The organism is Streptosporangium sp. NPDC050284 (assembly GCF_044459525.1).
Lineage (GTDB): Bacteria > Actinomycetota > Actinomycetes > Streptosporangiales > Streptosporangiaceae > Streptosporangium.
In genome coordinates this window covers 317,357-335,387 of the sequence record NZ_JBITIZ010000004.1, presented here as the reverse complement: position 1 = coordinate 335,387, position 18,031 = coordinate 317,357, and the positions used below count along the sequence as shown (strand labels likewise).

At 68.9% G+C, this 18,031-nt stretch carries 15 protein-coding genes; 11 read left to right on the top strand and 4 right to left on the bottom strand.

Annotation, left to right across the window (positions count from 1 at the left end; all coding sequences use genetic code 11):
• The first annotated feature begins 20 nt into the window (after nt 1–20).
• The 7 genes from ACIBH4_RS12485 (at nt 21) to ACIBH4_RS12455 (ending at nt 7,759) form a co-directional block, all read left to right on the top strand.
• Nucleotides 21–725 carry an HAD family phosphatase gene (locus tag ACIBH4_RS12485; RefSeq protein ID WP_362514289.1) on the top strand — a complete coding sequence of 235 codons (705 nt, stop codon included), beginning with the start codon at nt 21–23 and terminating at the stop codon, nt 723–725.
• Between the two features lie 203 nt (nt 726–928).
• Nucleotides 929–1,468, top strand: a complete 540-nt coding sequence (locus tag ACIBH4_RS12480) for a cellulose synthase (protein ID WP_362514292.1) — start codon at nt 929–931, stop codon at nt 1,466–1,468.
• A gap of 266 nt (nt 1,469–1,734) precedes the next feature.
• Nucleotides 1,735–2,736, top strand: a complete 1,002-nt coding sequence (locus ACIBH4_RS12475; protein WP_362514295.1) for an ABC transporter permease — start codon at nt 1,735–1,737, stop codon at nt 2,734–2,736.
• A gap of 44 nt (nt 2,737–2,780) precedes the next feature.
• Nucleotides 2,781–4,547, top strand: a complete 1,767-nt coding sequence (locus tag ACIBH4_RS12470) for an ABC transporter substrate-binding protein (RefSeq protein ID WP_362514298.1) — start codon at nt 2,781–2,783, stop codon at nt 4,545–4,547.
• 91 nt (nt 4,548–4,638) lie between these two features.
• Nucleotides 4,639–5,652 (top strand): ABC transporter permease, encoded by a 1,014-nt coding sequence (locus ACIBH4_RS12465; protein WP_362514301.1) that lies wholly within the window; start codon nt 4,639–4,641, stop codon nt 5,650–5,652.
• On the top strand, nt 5,649–6,686 hold the full coding sequence (locus tag ACIBH4_RS12460) for an ABC transporter ATP-binding protein (protein ID WP_362514304.1): 1,038 nt from the start codon (nt 5,649–5,651) through the stop codon (nt 6,684–6,686). The genes ACIBH4_RS12465 and ACIBH4_RS12460 overlap by 4 nt, the downstream gene beginning before the upstream one ends.
• 56 nt (nt 6,687–6,742) lie before the next feature.
• Entirely contained in the window at nt 6,743–7,759 is a 1,017-nt protein-coding gene (locus tag ACIBH4_RS12455; RefSeq protein WP_362514308.1) for a dipeptide ABC transporter ATP-binding protein, read from the top strand.
• Between the two features lie 127 nt (nt 7,760–7,886).
• Here ACIBH4_RS12455 and ACIBH4_RS12450 read toward each other — a convergent pair whose 3' ends face one another.
• The 3 genes from ACIBH4_RS12450 to ACIBH4_RS12440 all read right to left on the bottom strand — a co-directional run bounded on the left by ACIBH4_RS12450 (nt 7,887) and on the right by ACIBH4_RS12440 (nt 10,920).
• Nucleotides 7,887–8,570: a response regulator transcription factor gene (locus ACIBH4_RS12450; protein WP_362514311.1), complete on the bottom strand. Its 684-nt coding sequence runs from the start codon at nt 8,568–8,570 to the stop codon at nt 7,887–7,889.
• Nucleotides 8,570–9,835 (bottom strand): histidine kinase, encoded by a 1,266-nt coding sequence (locus tag ACIBH4_RS12445; RefSeq protein ID WP_362514314.1) that lies wholly within the window; start codon nt 9,833–9,835, stop codon nt 8,570–8,572. The genes ACIBH4_RS12450 and ACIBH4_RS12445 overlap by 1 nt, the downstream gene beginning before the upstream one ends.
• A gap of 206 nt (nt 9,836–10,041) precedes the next feature.
• Nucleotides 10,042–10,920 (bottom strand): RecB family exonuclease, encoded by an 879-nt coding sequence (locus ACIBH4_RS12440; RefSeq protein ID WP_362514319.1) that lies wholly within the window; start codon nt 10,918–10,920, stop codon nt 10,042–10,044.
• A gap of 169 nt (nt 10,921–11,089) precedes the next feature.
• On the opposite strand from ACIBH4_RS12440, the gene ACIBH4_RS12435 reads away from it, so the two are divergent.
• From ACIBH4_RS12435 to ACIBH4_RS12420, 4 genes are all read left to right on the top strand, one after another.
• Entirely contained in the window at nt 11,090–12,178 is a 1,089-nt protein-coding gene (locus tag ACIBH4_RS12435; RefSeq protein WP_362514395.1) for a site-2 protease family protein, read from the top strand.
• 160 nt (nt 12,179–12,338) lie between these two features.
• Nucleotides 12,339–13,874: a hypothetical protein gene (locus ACIBH4_RS12430; RefSeq protein WP_362514322.1), complete on the top strand. Its 1,536-nt coding sequence runs from the start codon at nt 12,339–12,341 to the stop codon at nt 13,872–13,874.
• 12 nt (nt 13,875–13,886) lie between these two features.
• Nucleotides 13,887–14,321 carry a hypothetical protein gene (locus tag ACIBH4_RS12425; RefSeq protein WP_362514325.1) on the top strand — a complete coding sequence of 145 codons (435 nt, stop codon included), beginning with the start codon at nt 13,887–13,889 and terminating at the stop codon, nt 14,319–14,321.
• Nucleotides 14,318–15,787 (top strand): FHA domain-containing protein, encoded by a 1,470-nt coding sequence (locus ACIBH4_RS12420; RefSeq protein WP_362765090.1) that lies wholly within the window; start codon nt 14,318–14,320, stop codon nt 15,785–15,787. The genes ACIBH4_RS12425 and ACIBH4_RS12420 overlap by 4 nt, the downstream gene beginning before the upstream one ends.
• A 138-nt stretch (nt 15,788–15,925) precedes the next feature.
• On the opposite strand, the gene ACIBH4_RS12415 is transcribed toward ACIBH4_RS12420, so the two are convergent.
• A complete protein-coding gene (locus tag ACIBH4_RS12415) occupies nt 15,926–17,932 on the bottom strand; it encodes a cation:proton antiporter (RefSeq protein ID WP_362765108.1) in 2,007 nt (668 codons plus the stop codon).
• Between the last annotated feature and the right edge of the window lie 99 nt (nt 17,933–18,031).

The window sequence follows — 18,031 nt, the reverse complement described above, 5'->3', positions numbered from 1 at the left end:
GCCAGGAGGATTCACGGGAAATGGAAGCTGTTCTCTTCGACATGGACGGGCTTCTCGTCGACAGCGAGAAGATCTGGTTTCAGGTGGAGACCGAGGTGATGGAACGACTCGGCGGCGAGTGGGGGGAGGCCCACCAGGAGAACACGGTGGGCGGCTCCATGGCGGTCACCGCGGCCTACATGCTGCGGATCTCCGGTGGTGACGCCGGCTGCGCCGAGGTGGAGACCTGGATGCTGGAGGGCATGATCGCCAAGCTCTCGGGTGGGGTGGAGATGATGCCCGGGGCCTTGGAGTTGCTGTCGGAGGTGCGCGAGGAGGGGCTGGCCACCGCCCTGGTCACCTCCTCGGCCAGGCCGATCGCCGAGGCGTGCCTGAAGAGCATCGGCGAGCACAACTTCGACCACGTGGTCACCGCTGACCACGTCACCAAGACCAAGCCCCACCCCGAGCCCTACCTGACGGGGGCCCGGCTGCTGGGTGTCGATCCGGCCCGCTGCGTCGCCCTGGAGGATTCCCCGAATGGGGTGACGTCGGCCACCGCCGCGGGCTGCCGGGTGGTGGCGGTGCCGAGCGTGCTGCCGATTCCCTCCGCGCCCGGCCGCCTCGTCGTCGGCTCGCTGCTGGAGGTCGACGTGGCGGTACTGCGTTCGCTCTCCCTCGGCGAGCCGCCCTTCGCCGAGCCACCCGCCCGTGGGTCCTCCGTCGCAGGTACCTCCGACGGTTAGTCCCTCCACGAAGAACTCCTCACCGGGTAGCCGACAGGGCGGACAGCTTCCCCGGGGACGGTCCGATGGGGGTCGTCCCTGATATTTCACGCGAGCCGGGCCGTATCCCTTAGGGGGCGATCCCTCCTCAGGAAGGAGGGCCCGTCCCGATTCGACGTGCCAGGATGGATATCCGGGTAAGCCGATATGAGGGGCGGTCCGCTGTGTCGTACGAACAGATCGCGTGGTTGCCGCTCTGCGCCGGGGTCACCGGCGTGGGGCTGGTGCTGAGTTTCCTGCTGATGCGCCGCCGGGGCGCCGCGGCGGGGTTGCGTGCGGTGGCCTGGTCGCTGTTGCCCGTCGCCGCCTACCTGACCGGCGCGCTGCCGACCGTGTGGCGGATCGGCACGGCGATCGGCGGGTTCCTCACCGGTCTGGTGTTCAACCCCGTGGTGTGGTCCGGGGTGGCGGTGACCGGGTTGTCCGTGCTGCTCTTCCTGATCTCCGGTTTCATGCGTGGCCGCCGCCTCAAGGCCGCGGCGTCCGGGACATCCCCGGCGTCCGCCACGGGCGCCCCGGTGCGGAGCGAGGCCGTGACATCGGGCACGCCCGGTGCGACGGCCGCCACGCAGCCGCTCCCCAAGCGCACGCCCGCGCCCTCGCCCGTGTCCCGGGCCGCCGGATCGAAGCCCGCGGCGAAGCCGGCCGCCGATGACGACTTCTCCGATGTCGAGGACATCCTCAAGCGTCACGGGATCGGGTGACGCTGCGTAAGCGTCTCATTTCAATGTCACGAATCCGAGACAGAAGCGGAACGGCGTCCGGACATTACCTTCAAGATCAAAACGAATGAATTTCGCGTGAATCACAGTTGAGCCACATAGCGCCTCAGGGGACTGGTCAGCGCAGTTCAGCCCATAGATTCTGCCCTCGGGACCACTAATAACGGCCCGTAGACTAACGGCGCGCTACCCCGACCCGGGGAACGCGTTAACGGACGACGTCGTCTGGGATCCAGGGGGCCAACTGTATGACCGCACCGCTCGACGCCCCCGGTAAGGCTCCCGAGGTCCCGCCGGAGGCAGTGCTCGCGGGAGCGGGCGTGAAAGCCATCCAAGGCCGATCGCTCGGACAGATCGCATGGATGCGTCTGAAGCGCGACAAGGTCGCGCTTGCCGGCGCCGGCGTGGTCGTCCTGCTGATCCTCACCGCGATATTCGCTCCGCTGATCGTGGACGTGTTCGGCCACCCGCCGAACGAGTTCCACCAGGAGATGATCGACACCTCCACCATGACCCCCCAGGGCGGTACGGGCATCAGTGGGGACTTCCTGTTCGGGGTGGAGCCGGTCAACGGCCGCGACCTTTTCAGCAGGGTGGTCTACGGAGCACGGATCTCGCTGCTGATCGCGGTCCTCGCCACCGTGCTCTCGGTGGTCATCGGCACCGTCATGGGAGTGATGGCCGGTTACTTCGGCGGCTGGGTCGACACCCTGATCAGCCGCACGATGGACGTCTTCCTCGCCTTCCCCCTTCTCGTCTTCGCGATGGCCCTGGTCGGTGTCCTCGGCCAGTTCGAGCAGAGCCTCGGCGTGACGGGCGACACGTTGCGCATCGGCCTGCTGATCTTCGTGATCGGCTTCTTCAACTGGCCCTACATCGGCAGGATCATCAGAGGCCAGACACTGTCACTGCGGGAACGCGAGTTCGTCGACGCCGCCCGCAGCCTGGGCGCCCGCGGACCGTACATCCTGTTCCGGGAGATCCTGCCGAACCTGATCGCGCCGATCCTCATCTACGCGACGCTGCTCATTCCCACGAACGTCCTGTTCGAGGCCGCGCTCTCGTTCCTGGGAGTCGGTATCCAGGCGCCCACGGCGACCTGGGGAGGCATGCTCTCACAAGCGGTGAAGTTTTATAACGTGCCGCATTTCATGTTCTTTCCTGGCATGGCGATCTTTATCACGGTGCTGGCTTTCAACCTCTTCGGCGACGGGCTGCGCGATGCCCTCGACCCGAAAGCGTCCCGCTGACCTTCAACCTCCCGTTCTCCCGGATTAACAAGGGGTGCAAGTAAATGAACAAGAGATCCGCAGTGGCCTTCGCGGCCGCGGGTGCCGCTCTCTCCCTGGGGCTCTCCGCCTGCGGTGGCGGTGGCGGCGGCGAGACGAAGCCGGCCGACGGTTCGTCGGGCGCGCCGGCGGCCGCGGACGCGTTCAACGCCGGACTCGAGGCGGTGTTCAACCCTTCCGACAAGAAGGGTGGCGTCCTGAAGATGGCCATCTCCGAGGACTGGGACTCGGTGGACCCCGGTGACACCTACTACGCGCTCTCCTGGAACCTCGTCCGGATCTACGGCCGTTCGCTGGTGACCTACACCCCGGCCCCCGGCGCCGAGGGCCGCAAGCTCTCCCCCGACCTGGCCGAGAGCCTGGGCGAGTCGAGTGACGACAACAAGACCTGGACCTACAAGCTTCGCGCCGGCTTGAAGTTCGAGGACGGCACGCCGATCACGTCCAAGGACGTCAAGTACGCGGTCCTGCGGTCCATGGACAAGGAGACCCTGGTCAACGGCCCGACGTACTTCAACGACTGGCTGGACCTGCCGAAGGACTTCAAGAGCGTCTACAAGACTCCGGACGTCAACACCGACTCCGCGATCGAGACGCCGGACGACCAGACGATCGTCTTCCACCTGAAGAAGGCCTACGCGGGCTTCGACAACTTCGCGGCGCTGCCCGGCACGATCCCGGTCCCTCAGGCCAAGGACACCGGCGTCAAGTACCGTGATCACGTGATCGCCTCCGGTCCCTACAAGTTCGACAAGGTCGAGGCGGGCAAGCAGTACACCCTGGTCCGCAACGAGCACTGGGACCCGGCGACCGACCCGATCCGCAAGGCGCTGCCGGACAGCTACGAGATCTCCCTCGGCGTCAACGCCGACGACCTGGACAACCGGATCATCTCCGGCGACCTGCACATCGACCTCGCCGGCTCGGGCGTCCAGCCCGCCGCGCTCGGCCGCGTGCTGGGCGACCCGACGCTGAAGGCCCGATCGGACAACCCCACCGGCGCCCGCACCTGGTACACCTCGATCATCTCCGACGTGGCCCCGCTGGACAACGTGGACTGCCGCAGGGCGATCATCTTCGCCGCCGACCGGGTGGGCCTGCAGAACGCCTACGGCGGTGAGTTCGCCGGTGGTGACATCGCGACCGGTCTGATGCCGCCGTCGATCGGAGGCTGGAAGAAGCTGGACCTCTACCCGACCGGCACCGGCGACGTGGAGAAGGCCAAGGAGGCCCTCACCGCGTGCGGCAAGCCCGAGGGTTTCGAGACCACCATGGCCTACCGCGCCGACCGCCCGAAGGAGAAGGCGACCGCCGAGTCGCTCCAGCAGGCGCTGGCCAAGGCCGGCATCAAGCTGACGCTGAAGGGTTACCCCACCGGTGACTACTTCGCGCTCTACGCCGGCAAGCCGGACTTCGTGAAGAAGAACGGCGTCGGCCTGGCCACCAACGGCTGGGGCGCCGACTGGAACGACGGCTTCGGCTTCATGTCGCAGATCGTCGACAGCCGTACCATCCGTGAGTCGGGCGGTAACTACAACCTCAGCATCAAGGACAAGGAAATCGACGCGAAGATCGATCAGGCACTCCAGGAGAACGACGTCGCCAAGCGTGACGCGATCTGGGGCGAGATCGACCAGAGGGTGATGGAGCAGGCCTACGTGCTGCCCTCGGTCTGGTCCAAGGGCGTCCTCGTCCGTCCTCAGGGGGCGACGAACGTCTTCGTCACCGGTGCGTTCGACATGTACGACTACCTGAACCTGGGTGTCCAGTAAGCGTCGGAAATCCAGTTCGGTTAGTCGAGTTCGGTTAGTCGAGGCTTGAAGGGGCCGGCCCGCTGGGCCGGCCCCTGGAGCCGGGGGGACTGTGGTCACTTACATCATCCGCCGCCTGGTCGGCGCGCTGCTCATGCTCGTCATCGTGAGCATGGTCACGTTCTCGATCTTCTTTGTGATTCCCCGCATCGCGGGTGCCACGGCCGAGGACTTCGCCAGCCGTTACATGGGCAGGTCCGCGGACTCGGAGATGATCGCGGTCACGGCGGAGAAACTCGGGTTCAACGACCCGGTTCCCGTGCAGTACGGCCGCTGGATCTCAGGCGTCTTCGTCGGCTCGGAGTTCGACACCGGCGCCTCCATCGAGGAGTGTCCCGCTCCCTGTTTCGGCTACTCCTTCATCAGGAGACAGCCTGTCTGGCCCGACCTGGTGGAACGCATCCCGGTGACCCTCTCGCTCGCACTGGGCGCCTCGGTGATCTGGTTGCTCGGCGGCGTCGCGACGGGCGTGCTGTCGGCGCTGAGAAAAGGCACGATCTTCGACCGGGCGGCGATGAGCATCGCGCTCGCCGGGGTCTCTCTGCCGATCTTCTTCACCGGCATCGTCTCCCTCGTCGTCTTCAGTTACGGGTTGGGCATCACCGCGCCGGGCGGCAGTTTCACGCCGTTTTTTGAGAATCCAGCGCAGTGGGCCTACAACCTCCTCCTGCCATGGATCACACTCGCGTTCCTCTACGCCGCGTCCTATGCGCGTCTGACCAGGGCGGGAATGCTGGAGACCATGAGCGAGGACTACATTCGCACGGCCAGGGCCAAGGGCATGCGCGAGTCCAGGGTGGTCGTCAAGCACGGGCTGCGCGCCGCGCTGACACCCATCCTGACGATCTTCGGTCTGGACCTCGGCCTGCTGCTCGGTGGCGCGGTGCTCACCGAGAGCACGTTCTCCTTGAAGGGCATCGGCGACTACGCCGTCCAGGCCATCGTGACGAACGACCTTCCGAAGATCATGGGTGTCACCATGGTCGCGGCGCTCTTCGTCGTGCTGGCCAGTCTGATCGTCGACCTGCTGTACGCGGTGGTCGACCCGAGGGTGAGGCTTGGATGAGCGCTCCGTCGAGCTTTCTCGAACTGAGGGACCTGCGGATCCACTTCCCGACGGACGACGGCCTCGTCAAGTCCGTGGACGGGCTCTCCTTCCAGCTGGAGCGCGGCAAGACGCTCGGCATCGTGGGCGAGTCCGGATCCGGCAAGAGTGTCACCTCGCTGGGCATCCTCGGCCTGCACAAGGGAGGAAGGGCGAAGATCTCCGGCGAGATCTGGCTGGACGGTGAGGAACTCGTCACCGCCTCGGCCGACCACGTCAGGACGTTGCGCGGCAAGAAGATGGCGATGATCTTCCAGGATCCGCTCTCGGCGATGCACCCCTTCTACACGGTGGGCGCGCAGATCGTGGAGGCGTACCGGATCCACAATCAGGTCAGCAAGAAGGTCGCGCGCAAGCACGCCATCGACATGCTGGGCCGGGTGGGCATCCCGCAGCCGGACAGGCGCGTCGACAGCTATCCGCACGAGTTCTCCGGCGGCATGCGCCAGCGCGCGATGATCGCCATGGCGCTCTCCTGCGACCCGGAGCTTCTCATCGCGGACGAGCCGACCACGGCCCTCGACGTGACGGTACAGGCGCAGATCCTGGACCTGATGCGCGACCTGCAGCGTGACTTCAACGCCGCGCTGATCGTCATCACCCACGACCTGGGTGTCGTCGCGGAGCTGTCGGACGACATCCTGGTGATGTACGGCGGCAAGGGCATCGAGTACGGCACGTCGGAGAGCATCTTCGAGCGGCCGGAGCATCCCTACACCTGGGGTCTGCTGGGATCGATGCCACGTCTGGACAGGGAGCGGACCGAACGGCTGCTGCCGATCAAGGGCACTCCTCCCTCCCTGATCAACGTGCCCGCCGGGTGTGCCTTCCACCCGCGCTGCGAATACGCCGACCGTACCGGCGGAAGGGCGAACACCGAGGTGCCCGAGCTGATCGAGGGCGAGGGCGGCCATCTGGTCCGGTGCCACCTGCCCCGTGAGGTCAGGCGGGACATCTGGGAGAACGAGATCAAAGCGAACCTGGGGTCATCGTGAGCGAGCGAGCCGACACACCCGTTGCCCAGGCCGTGCGTTCGACGAACGGAAAGTCTGTGACCGAGCCAATTCTGTCAGTGCAAGGGCTGGAGAAGCACTTCCCGGTGACCAAGGGCCTGCTCAAACGCCAGGTCGGTGCGGTCAAAGCGGTCGACGGGATCAGCTTCGACGTCTTGAAGGGTGAGACCCTCGGCCTGGTGGGCGAGTCCGGCTGCGGCAAGACCACGACGGGGCGCATGATCACCAGGCTCATCGAGCCGACCGGCGGAAAGATCGTCTTCGAGGGACACGACATCACCCACATGTCGCAGTCCAAGATCCGGCCGCTCCGGCGCGACGTGCAGATCATCTTCCAGGACCCCTACTCCTCGCTCAACCCCCGCCACACGGTCGGCGCCATCGTCGGCGCGCCGTTCCGCATCCAGGGGATCCAGACCGAGCAGGGCACCAAGAAGGCGGTCCAGGAGATCCTGGAGCTGGTCGGGCTCAACCCCGAGCACTACAACCGCTACCCGCACGAGTTCTCCGGCGGCCAGCGCCAGCGCATCGGCATCGCCCGCACGCTCGCACTCAAGCCCAAGCTCATCATCGCCGACGAGCCGGTCTCCGCGCTGGACGTGTCGATCCAGGCACAGGTGGTCAACCTCCTGGAGGACCTGCAGGACGAGCTCGACCTGACCTACGTGGTCATCGCGCACGACCTGTCGGTGGTCCGGCACATCAGCGACCGGGTCGCGGTCATGTATCTCGGCAAGATCGTCGAGTTGGCCGACCGCAAGGACCTGTACGAGTCGCCCATGCACCCATACACCACCGCGCTGATGTCCGCGGTGCCCGTCCCCGACCCGGCCCGGCGCAGGGACCGTGAGCGCATCCGCCTCCAGGGCGACGTGCCCAGCCCGCTCAACCCGCCGCCCGCCTGCCGGTTCCACACTCGGTGCTGGAAGGCCCAGGAGATCTGCAAGACGGTGGAACCGCCACTGGAGACACTGGCCCCGGGGCACCAGGTCGCCTGCCACTTCCCGGAGAACGCCTCCACGGAGCAACCGCCTCTGCAGGCAGTCTCGAGCTGACCGCACTCGCCGCGCTCCCGTACGCCGCGCGGGCGGGTGCGTGAGGGCCCGCGCGACCGGGCGCCCCTGGCGCCTTCGCGCGAGCGTGTGAGGGGCGGCCAGGACCGGCGCGGGCGTGTGAGGGGCGTCAGGGAAGCGCGCCCGGCGTGATCAGACCGGTCTCGTACGCCAGGACGACGGCCTGGACGCGGTCGCGCAGGCCCAGCTTGGTGAGCACGTTGCCGACGTGGGTCTTCACCGTCGTCTCGCTCACCACCAGTTCGGCGGCGATCTCCGCGTTGGACATGCCCTTGGCGATCAACCGGAGCACCTCCAGTTCGCGCTCGGTCAGCCGGTCAAGGCGCGCGGGGGTCGACTGCTGGTGCACCGAGGGCAGGTGCGCGCCGAACTTGTCCAGCAGCCGCCTGGTGACGCTCGGCGCGACGATGGCGTCGCCCGCCGCCACCACCCGGATGGCCTGCACCAGTTCCTCGGGCGGGACGTCCTTCAGCAGGAACCCGCTCGCCCCGGCGCGCAGCGCCTCCACGATGTACTCGTCGAGGTCGAAGGTCGTCAGCACCAGCACCCGCGGCACGTGCGCGCCCACGGTTGCCTCCCGCACGATCCTGCGGGTCGCCTCGATGCCGTCCACCCCCGGCATCCGGACGTCCATCAGCACCACGTCGGGCAGCAGCGCCCGCGACTGGTCCTGTGCCGCCTTGCCGTCTCCGGCCTCGCCGACCACGGTGAGATCGGCCTCGGCCTCCAGGATCAGGCGGAAGCCGGTGCGCAGCAGTGGCTGGTCGTCCACCAGCAGCACCCTGATCGTCATCACGTGTCCTTGAGGGGAAACCGGGCATTGACCTCGAATCCGCCCCCGTCGCGCGGGCCGATCCTCAGAAGTCCACCATAGAGGGCGACACGCTCGCGAATACCCGCCAATCCGTGCCCGGTCGCCTCCGCGTCATCCTCGCGCGCCTGCGGGCCGAGGCCGTCGTCCTCGACCTGGATGGCCAGTCCGCCCGGTTCGTGCCGCACCCTCACCCAGGCCCGTGCCTGCGGCCCCGCGTGCCGCAGGCTGTTGGTGAGGGCCTCCTGGACGAGCCTGTACGCGGCCAGGTCGACACCGGGAGGCAGCGTTCTCGCCGTTCTCGCCGTCCCTGTCGCTCCTGCCGTCCCCGCCGCCTCCGCCGCTCCTGCCGTCTCCGGGGTGGCCCGCTCGTCCTCGATGCACAGCTGCGTCCGCAGCCCCGCCTCGCGCATCTGGTCGACCAGGGCGGGGATCTCACGCACCCCCGGCTGCGGGCTGCGCTCGACGAGGGCCCCCTCGGTCCTGAGCACGCCCACCATGCTGCGCATCTCCGCCATCGCCGTCCGGCCGAGCTCCTCGATCGCCGACAGCGCCTCTCTCGCCCCCTCGGGGTTGCCGGCCATCACCCGGCGCGCCGCGGCGGCCTGGACGGTCATCACGCTCACATGGTGGGCGACCACGTCGTGAAGCTCGCGGGCGATGCGGGAGCGCTCCTCGGCCCTCGCCGCCCGGGTGTCGGCCTCCCTGACGCGTTCCATGCGCCGCGCCCGGTCGCGCAGCTCCGCCTGGTAGGCCCGGCGCAGCAGCACGCTCCGGCCCGCGATCCACAGGGAGACGGTGAAGACGGCCATCAGTAGATGGCCGCTCCACTCGCCGAGCCGACCCCCCGCCGCCGCCGACAGGAGGTGACCGGCGAGGGCGAGCGCCGGGGCGCACAGGCTGAGAGCCAGGCCGCGCCGGCCGGCGATCGTGTAGACCAGCACCAGGGTGACGAGCCAGAGCAGGGAGGGGTTGCGTCCCGTGGAGGTCAGCGTGACCTCTGCCACGCAGACCAGGAAGAGCATCAGGAACGGCCGGTGGCCGCGCAGCGCCACCGACAGGCAGCCCGCCACGATCAGGCCGAGGCCCATCGCGTCGGGCTCCCTCAGACGGTCGGGATCACCGAAGACGTGGGCCACGTGGGCGAAGGGGACCGAGGCGGCGGCCAGCGCTCCACCGAAGATCACGTCGGGAATCAGCGGGTGCCCGTGGAACCACGTCCGCAGGCTGCCGATGGTGTCGCGCACACAATCAATGTAGGCGCCCTTCCACCGGCGCCACCCTGCCAGAGGCGGATATCACCCTCATCCCCACGAAGGATCCGCTCCGCGAAACAGCAGGAAGGCCACGCGGAGAGACCCACCCGGGAACCGGAGCGGGGAGCGCGGTGAGGCCGGGTCGAAGAGCGCGGGGGAGAACGCCGGAAGGGCTTCCGGCGCCGCCACCACGGTCACTACAGCTCGTCGGTGGCCGCCCTCGAGATCTTGGCGGACCGCCGGTTGCTGCGCACGGTGTCGCCCGGCTGCCGCTCGGGAACGGGCGGGGGAGTGCCGCCGAACTCCGGGCACAGGTCCTTGTAGCTGCACCAGTCGCACAACCTGCTGGGCCTGGAGCGCCACTCGCCGGTCTCCAGCGCGCGCTCGATCGCCTGCCACAGGGCCTGGACCTTGCGCTCGGTGGCCAGCAGGTCGGCTTCGTCGGGGGTGTAGCGCAGGACCTCTCCGCCGCCCCCGAGGTACATCAGCTGGAGCATGCGGGGCACCGAGCCGCGCAACCGCCACAGGACCAGCGCGTAGAACTTCATCTGGAACAGCGCCTTGGCCTCGAAGGCGGGACCCGGGGCGCTGCCGGTCTTGTAGTCGACGACGCGGACCTCACCGGTGGGCGCCACGTCCAGCCGGTCGATGTAACCCCGCAGCATCAGGCCGCTGCCGAGCACCGCCTCCACGTAGAGTTCCCGCTCCGCGGGCTCCAGACAGGTGGGGTCCTCAAGGGTGAAGTAACGCTCCAGCATGACGCGGGCCTGGGCCAGCCACTCGGCGCGGTCGTCGTCGCCGGTGAACATCCCGGCGTAGGAGGGATCCTCCTGCTGGAGCCTGTGCCATTGGGGCTCCAGCAGGTCGTGGGCCGCGGAGACCGTGCGCTGCGGGGCGGGAAGATCGTACAGGCGTTCCAGCACCGAGTGGACCATCGTGCCGCGCACCGCGGCGGGCGACGGCGGCTCGGGAAGCCGGTCGATCACCCGGAAGCGGTAGAGCAGTGGGCACGTCATGAAGTCACCCGCGCGCGACGGCGACAGGGCTCCGACGATCGTGGGCTCGGTCGGTGACATGACCGCACTGTAGGTCACGGTGACGACAGTTTGTGCCCGAGGTGCCCCCGTGGCGTCTACCGGAGGCCCGATGGCGCGTACCATCGAGGACTGAGGGTGGATTGAACGAGGAAATGGTGAAGCAGCGGTGAGCAGCGACAGCCCACGCCAGGACAATCCAGGGCTGCTGATGGGCCGCCCGTTCGGCATCCCGATCTACGTCTCGCCGACCTGGTTCATCGTGGCGGCGTTCATCACCTACTCGTTCCAGAGCGTGGTGGCCTACAGGCTGCCCGATCTGAGCATCCCGCTCACCTATGTCGTCGCGTTCGTCTTCGCGGTGCTGCTGTACGTCTCGGTGCTCCTGCACGAGCTGGCACATTGCGTGGTGGCCAGGATGTACGGCCTGCCGGTACGGCGCATCACGCTCTACCTGCTCGGCGGTGTCTCGGAGATCGAGCGCGAGCCGGAGACCCCGGGCAGGGAGTTCATGGTGGCCTTCGCCGGGCCGCTGCTCTCGCTCGGGCTGGCCGCGATCGGATTCGCCGCCTCCTACGTCATCGACCCCGGCACGATCGCCGGCGTCCTGGTCTTCCAGCTCTGGCTCGCCAACCTGATGGTCGGGATCTTCAATCTGCTCCCGGGGCTGCCGCTCGACGGCGGGCGCATGCTGCGGGCGGGCGTCTGGAAGATCACCCGCAAGCCGCTCTCCGGCACGGTCGCGGCGGCCTGGGCTGGCCGGGTGCTGGCCATCGCCCTGGTCGTACTGCCCGTCGGGCTGACGCTGGTGGCCGGGCAGGAACCGGGCCTGATGCTCATCTGGTCGCTGTTGCTCGCCGCCTTCATCTGGTTCGGCGCCACCCAGTCGCTGCGCGGCGCCCGCGTACGGGCCCGGATCCCCGAGGTCAACGCCCGCGCCCTCGCCAGGCGGGCCATCGCGGTGACCGGCGACGTGCCGCTGGCCGAGGCCCTGCGGCGGGCCGCGGAGGCACAGGCGGGGGCGATGGTGGTGGTCGACCACGAGGGTCATCCCACGGGCATCGTCAACGAGGTCGCGGTGGAGTCCACCCCGGAGAGCCGTCGCCCCTGGGTGACGGCGGGTTCGCTCGCGCGCAGCCTGGAGCCGTCGCTGGTGCTGGCTGCGGACCTGGAGGGGGAGCCGCTGATCGACGCCATGCGCGAAGCCCCGGCCGGGGAGTATCTCCTGGTGGAGCGTGGCGGCGAGATCTTCGGCGTGCTCGCGACCTCGGATGTGAACCGCGTGTTCAGCGGGGTTTAAGCGAACCACAGGTGGTTTACAGGCGTCTCACTGGATACTCGCCGATGACAGGGGATGACAGGAGAGGAACGTACCTGTTCGTCCCACTCGTCTTCGGCTCTCACCAGGACTAGGGTTTTGGCCAGCGAATGGGCTGGCCACGTAGCTTAAGGGACGTCAATTGGCACCCCCCCAAACACCGGCGCCTGCCGGTGATCTGACGCCGGATCTTCTCGGCGCCCCCGAATGGACCGATCAGATGGTCGCGGCCGCGGGCATCCCCATGTACGACATCCCCTTCCTCACGGTCGGTGGTGGCATGGGATCCTTCGTGACGCTCGACTACCTCAGGATCTACGGCGTTCCCACCTCGCAGATGCGGGTGGTGTCCAACATCGACCATCCGTGGCAGACCTACGAGTTCCTCACCAGGTGCTCGCAGATCCCCCGGAGTGAGCGGATCCGCTCCGACTCCTCCTCCCGCCCGGACAACCTGTGGGGTTTCCCCTCCTACGCCCTGGAAGAGGCGTGGAAGGAGAAGAATCCGTCATACCTGTGGCAGATCCTCACCGAGCCGCTCCTGAACGACTACTGGACCCCGCGCGCCGGCACCGTCTTCGAGAACCTCGAACGCGAGGCCAAGCGCATCAACTACTGGGACATGCTGGTCAAGGGGCAGGTGCGGATGGTCCGCCGCAGGGCGGGCGGCGGCTACTTCACCGTGGTCACCCCGCCCGACGGCGCGGCGCCGACCAAGCGCATCATCTTCCGGTCGCGCTTCGTGCACATCGCGATCGGCTATCCGGGTCTGAAGTTCCTGCCGGACCTGCAGGAGTTCCGCACCAAGCACGGTGACTACCAGCGCGTCGTCAACGCCTACGAGCCGCACGAGCAGGTCTACGAGTTCCTGAAGACCCGGCCGGGCACCGTGGTCATCCGCGGTGGCGGCATCGTCGCCTCCCGGGTGCTCCAGCGGCTGTTCGACGACCGGGAGCGACACAACCTGCAGACCCAGGTCATTCACATCTTCCGCACGTTCGTCAGCGGCTCCCACGGGCCGCACATCTGGTCGCGCCGCAAGGGCGGGGACGGCTGGGCCTACCAGGGCTTCAACTATCCCAAGTCGGTGTGGGGCGGCCAGCTCAAGGCGCAGATGCGCAAGCTGGAGGGCGCCGACCGGGCGAGGAAGTACAAGGAGATGGGAGGCACCAACACCCCCTTCAGGCGGCGCTGGCAGGAGCAGATGCGGGCGGGCCGCAGCGGCGGCTACTACCACCCCGTGCAGGGCACCGTCGACCGCGTGGAGCAGAGCCACGACGGGCGGCTCGTCAGCTACGTGCGCAGCAGCGACGGCATCGTCCGTGAGCCGGTGTCCGACTACATCATCGACTGCACGGGCCTCGAGGCCGACATCGCCGAGCACCGGATCTTCGCGGACCTGCTGCAGCACGGCGGGGCGTTCCGCAACCCGGTGGGCAGGCTGGAGGTGGAGCGACACTTCGAGGTGAAGGGGACGGCCAACGGTGACGGTGCCCTCTACGCCTCGGGGTCGGCCACGCTCGGCGGCTACTTCCCCGGCGTCGACACCTTCCTCGGCCTGCAGATCGCGGCACAGGAGATAGCGGACGACCTGGCGAAGCGTGGATTCGTCAAGAAGATGGGACCGCTACGGTCGACCTCGCAGTGGTTCAAATGGGCCCGCAACTCGCCGGTGTAAGGAGTAGTTCTCGTGGTTCCGACACTGCTGGGCCGTATTCAGACGCGCCTTCTCATGCTCGCCACCGTCGGCGTGTTCATCACCCTGCTGATCGTTCCCCTGCTCCCCGGTTCGGGGCCGCTCTCCGGCCGCTACGTCAACGGCCTCCTGGTCATCGCGGCGGTGGCCGTGCTGGGGGTCGTCTGGGAGCTGATATACCACTTCCTGATGCAGTTCAGATGGGAGAAGGACTGGCCGACTCTCTTCGGCCTGCTGACGCTCGTGCCCGAAGGTCTTGTGCTGTACTTTTTGCTACGGTCCGGTGCAGTTGATTTCATCGATCCGGTCCCACCGGCCGCCTTCTGGACGCATTTCACCGTCGTCTGGGTATGCATCTGGTTGGTGACGAACGGTCCCATGAGGGTGCCGTTCATCCGATGGCGTTTCCGGGGAGGGAGAGTTCTGTGACCGACCAGGGCTTCGGAGTGGTGCGTCCGCTTCCGGGCAACGGGCTGGTGGCCCACGAGGGTGGCCTGCTGCTGGTGTGCGACGCGGCCGAGGCCGTCGTTGAGGATCTGCTGGGAGCGCTGCGGGAGACCGCGGCCTCCGGCGGCGACGGCAGGGCGCTGGCCCGCCGCGTCGCCCAGATCCTCGCCGCCATGATGGGTGAGCCGGTGGCGTGCGCCGTCGCCGGCCCCGTCGGCGGGGGAGTGGCCGTCCTGGTCAGCGGCCCCGCGTTCGCGTCGGTGACCGGCGCGAACGGTGAGATCCAGCTCGCGGGGCGCGACGCGCTCACCTGGTCCGACCGGCTGGTCCCCGGCCCGGTGACCCGGGTGGAGCTGCGCCTGCCCGATGCGGAGGCCGCGCACCCGCTCTCCCGGCTGGACGCCGGGGTGATCGTCGCGGGTGGGGTCTCGTGCGACCCGACCGAGCCGGGCGCCGCCCCGCGTGCCGTGCCACGGGCGGAGTCCGCCGCCCCCCAGGGACAGTATGCCCAGCAGGCACAGCACGCCGCCCCCCGGATGGAGCCCGCGGCCCCCGAGTCCATCCCGATGTCCGCGCCGCCCGAGCGGTCGGCACCCCCCGCGTGGTCGGCACCTCCGGAGCCTCCGCCCTATCCCATGGGCCCGGCCGATCCCTATCCGCCGGCCGCCCCGCCCGCGGAGCCGCGGCGCGAGCCGCAGCCGCAGGGATGGCACTCCGAGCCGATGCCGCAGGGCCCGCTCTCCTCTCCGGGCCACCCGGGGGTGCAGTCCGGCGGTCCCTCCAGCGGGCCCGCTCCGGCGGTCGTCCACCACGAGGACATCGACACCGCCATGGCGAGCGGGATCGGCGGCGACCCCATCGACGTGCGCGACCAGCCGTTCGAGTACGAGTTGCTGACGCCCGGGGGAGCGCAGCCGGGAAACGAACCCTCCGCCGCTCCCGCGCCCGGCCCGGCGGCCGAGCCCGAGGCGCGGCCGCTGGTCTACGGGGTCGACTGCAAGAACGACCATTTCAACGACCCTCGCGTCCCCTACTGCGCGGTCTGTGGCATCGCGCTGGTCCAGCGCACCCTCGTCCCCTACAAAGGGCCGCGCCCGCCGCTGGGGGTGCTGCTCCTGGACGACGGTCTGACGCTGCGGCTCGACACCGACTATCTGGTGGGCCGTGACCCCGAGCGGGCTCCCGAGGTGGCGGACGGCTCGGTGCGCGCGGCCAAGGTCACCAGCCCCGACGGCTCGGTCTCCCGCCGTCACCTGCGGGTGGCGCTGGACGGCTGGGACGTCAACCTGGTCGATCTGGGGTCGGTCAACGGCACCCAGATCCAGCCGCCCGGTGACCCCAACTTCTACGACATCCCGCCGAACGAGCCGGTCGCGATCCTGCCCGGCACCACCGTGCGGATCGGCGTCTCACGCACCATGCGCTACGAGTCGCACCGCAACCGCTGAGGAACGCCTCTCGCCTTTTTTCGGCGGCACGGCCGTGGGCCGTGCCGCCGATACGCGTTCAGGGGGATGCGGGCAGCAGCAGGTGGCCAGGAGGTGCGACAGGCGGTCCGAACCGGGGGCAGAGTCGGCGGGGAGGCGTCAGGGCTGCGGGATCGGGGCGCGCAGGGCGGAGACCGCCTCGGCCCAGTCGACGGGGTCGGGGTCCTGCTCGGCGCGGACCAGTAGATGGACGTCTTCGGGGACGTTCGCCGTGTCGGCGGCGACGACCAGCGCGCCCTCGGGGACCGGGCCCGAGGTGGCCTCCACTCCGAGCTTGGCCAGCCGCTTGGCCAGCGCCGAGGCCCGGTTCCCTCCGATGACGACGAGGGGACGTCCCCACAGCGTCGCGAGGTCGAGCGCCACGTGGGCGGCGGCGTCGCCGCCCGGGCCGTAGTGCACCGCCACCGGTTCGGAACCGGGCCCGGCCTGCTCGAACGCGGACGGCGGCACCGGCACGGCCACGGTCACCACGCGGCAGGTGGCGCCGTCGCGCATACCGGCGTAGCCGGGGACGTCGGCGGGCAGCACCAGCAGGTCAGGACGGGCACCGGAGGCCAGCCCCGGCAGTTCGCCCGCCACGTCCGCGCTGAACCGGCTCACCACCCTGCTGTCCGAGCCGTGCTCGCGAACCGTGGCGGCCAGTGTCTCCAGCTCGTGAAGGATCTCGGTCAGCTCCGCCAGCTCCGAGGAGAGGCCGATGCCGACCTCCAGGCGCCCCGAGGGGTAGGGGCGCAGGTGGCCCAGGACCACCTCGGAAGGGGTCGACGGGGACGTCGAGAGGGCCAGGGCGGTGGCCAGGCCGACGAGCGGGGCCTGCTCGGCGGGAGGGTCGGGCACGACCACCAGCACCCGGTGGGCGGCGGTCACCCCCAGGGCGGCGCGCTCGGCGTCGGCGATGTCGCGAGCCACCCGCCTGTCGGGGTAGAGCCTGCGCACCAGCGGGCCGGTCATCGCGGTCGTGACGAGGGCCATGACCACCATCAGCGAATACAGCTCGTCGTCGAGCACGCCCTTCTGCAGGCCGACGGTGAGGATGACGATCTCGGTGAGTCCTCGCGTGTTGAGCAGGGCCGCGAGCGTCCAGGACTGCCGTCCGGGCAGCCGCTGCGTCCGGGCGGCGGCGTAGGAGCCGAGCAGCTTGCCGCCGATCGCGACGGCCAGGATCGCGGCGAGCGTGCCGAGGCTGGACAGGTCGAGCTCGCGCAGGTTGACGTTGAGACCCGCCACCACGAAGAACATCGGCAACAGCAGCAGCACGGCGAGCTGCTCCAGCCGCTCCAGGATCTCGTGGTTGAGCCGCTCGGCTCCCTCGCGGGGCATCACCGCGCCGAACACGAACGCCCCGAAGATGAAGTGGACGTGCATCCACTCGGTGGCCCAGGCCGACCCGATCAGGCCGATGAGCACCAGCGAAAGCAGCCCTGGCGTGAGCCGCCCGGCCTTCTCGTACGCGGGCACCAGACGGGCCAGCAGGGGCTTGACCACCAGGAACATCACCAGCGCGTACGGCAGGGCGAGCAGGACCTTCCACTGCCCTTCGGCCTCTCCCGCCCCGGCGATGCCCACGACCACCGCCAGAACGGTCCAGGCGAGCACGTCGATGACGGCCGCGGAGGCGAGGGCGAGGCCGCCGAGCGTGATGCGCTGCATTCCCCGGTCGGTGAGGATCCTGGCCAGCACGGGGAACGCGGTGGCGGCCATCGCCGCCCCCATGAACAGCACGAACGGCAGCGTCCTGTCGCGGCCCACGTGCTCGCCCGCGATGCTGAGCGCGAGCACGCACCCCAGGACGAAGGGCACCACGGTCGAGCCGAGCGCCACGGTCACCGCGATCCGGCCCTTGCCCCTGACCAGCTTCTGGTCCAGCTCCAGGCCGACGACGAACATGAACAGCACGAGGCCGACGTTGGCCAGCGCCTGCAGCGGGGGCCGCATCTCGGGCCCGAACAGCTGGTCACCGATGAGGGGGCCCAGCAGCGTGGGGCCCAGCAGGATGCCCGCCACGATCTCGCCGATGACCGGGGGCTGGCCGAGCCTTTTGGCCAGTGCTCCGAACAGCCGGGCCGCCGCGAGGACGATGACGAGGTCGAGCAGGAGCAGATCCATGTGCAGCACTTGCGAGCACGCTTTCCGTATGCAAAGAAAAGCCCCGAGAATGTCGAAGGCGACGTTACCGTGTGGGGGATGTCGCCGCGAACGTCGCGT

Bases quoted from the DNA above. Each gene is read 5' to 3' on its own strand.
- ACIBH4_RS12485 (WP_362514289.1), top strand. From the start codon at position 21: ATGGAAGCTGTTCTCTTCGACATGGACGGGCTTCTCGTCGACAGCGAG.
- ACIBH4_RS12475 (WP_362514295.1), top strand. From the start codon at position 1,735: ATGACCGCACCGCTCGACGCCCCCGGTAAGGCTCCCGAGGTCCCGCCG.
- ACIBH4_RS12470 (WP_362514298.1), top strand. From the start codon at position 2,781: ATGAACAAGAGATCCGCAGTGGCCTTCGCGGCCGCGGGTGCCGCTCTC.
- ACIBH4_RS12460 (WP_362514304.1), top strand. From the start codon at position 5,649: ATGAGCGCTCCGTCGAGCTTTCTCGAACTGAGGGACCTGCGGATCCAC.
- ACIBH4_RS12450 (WP_362514311.1), bottom strand. From the start codon at position 8,570: ATGACGATCAGGGTGCTGCTGGTGGACGACCAGCCACTGCTGCGCACC.
- ACIBH4_RS12440 (WP_362514319.1), bottom strand. From the start codon at position 10,920: ATGTCACCGACCGAGCCCACGATCGTCGGAGCCCTGTCGCCGTCGCGC.
- ACIBH4_RS12435 (WP_362514395.1), top strand. From the start codon at position 11,090: ATGGGCCGCCCGTTCGGCATCCCGATCTACGTCTCGCCGACCTGGTTC.
- ACIBH4_RS12415 (WP_362765108.1), bottom strand. From the start codon at position 17,932: ATGGATCTGCTCCTGCTCGACCTCGTCATCGTCCTCGCGGCGGCCCGG.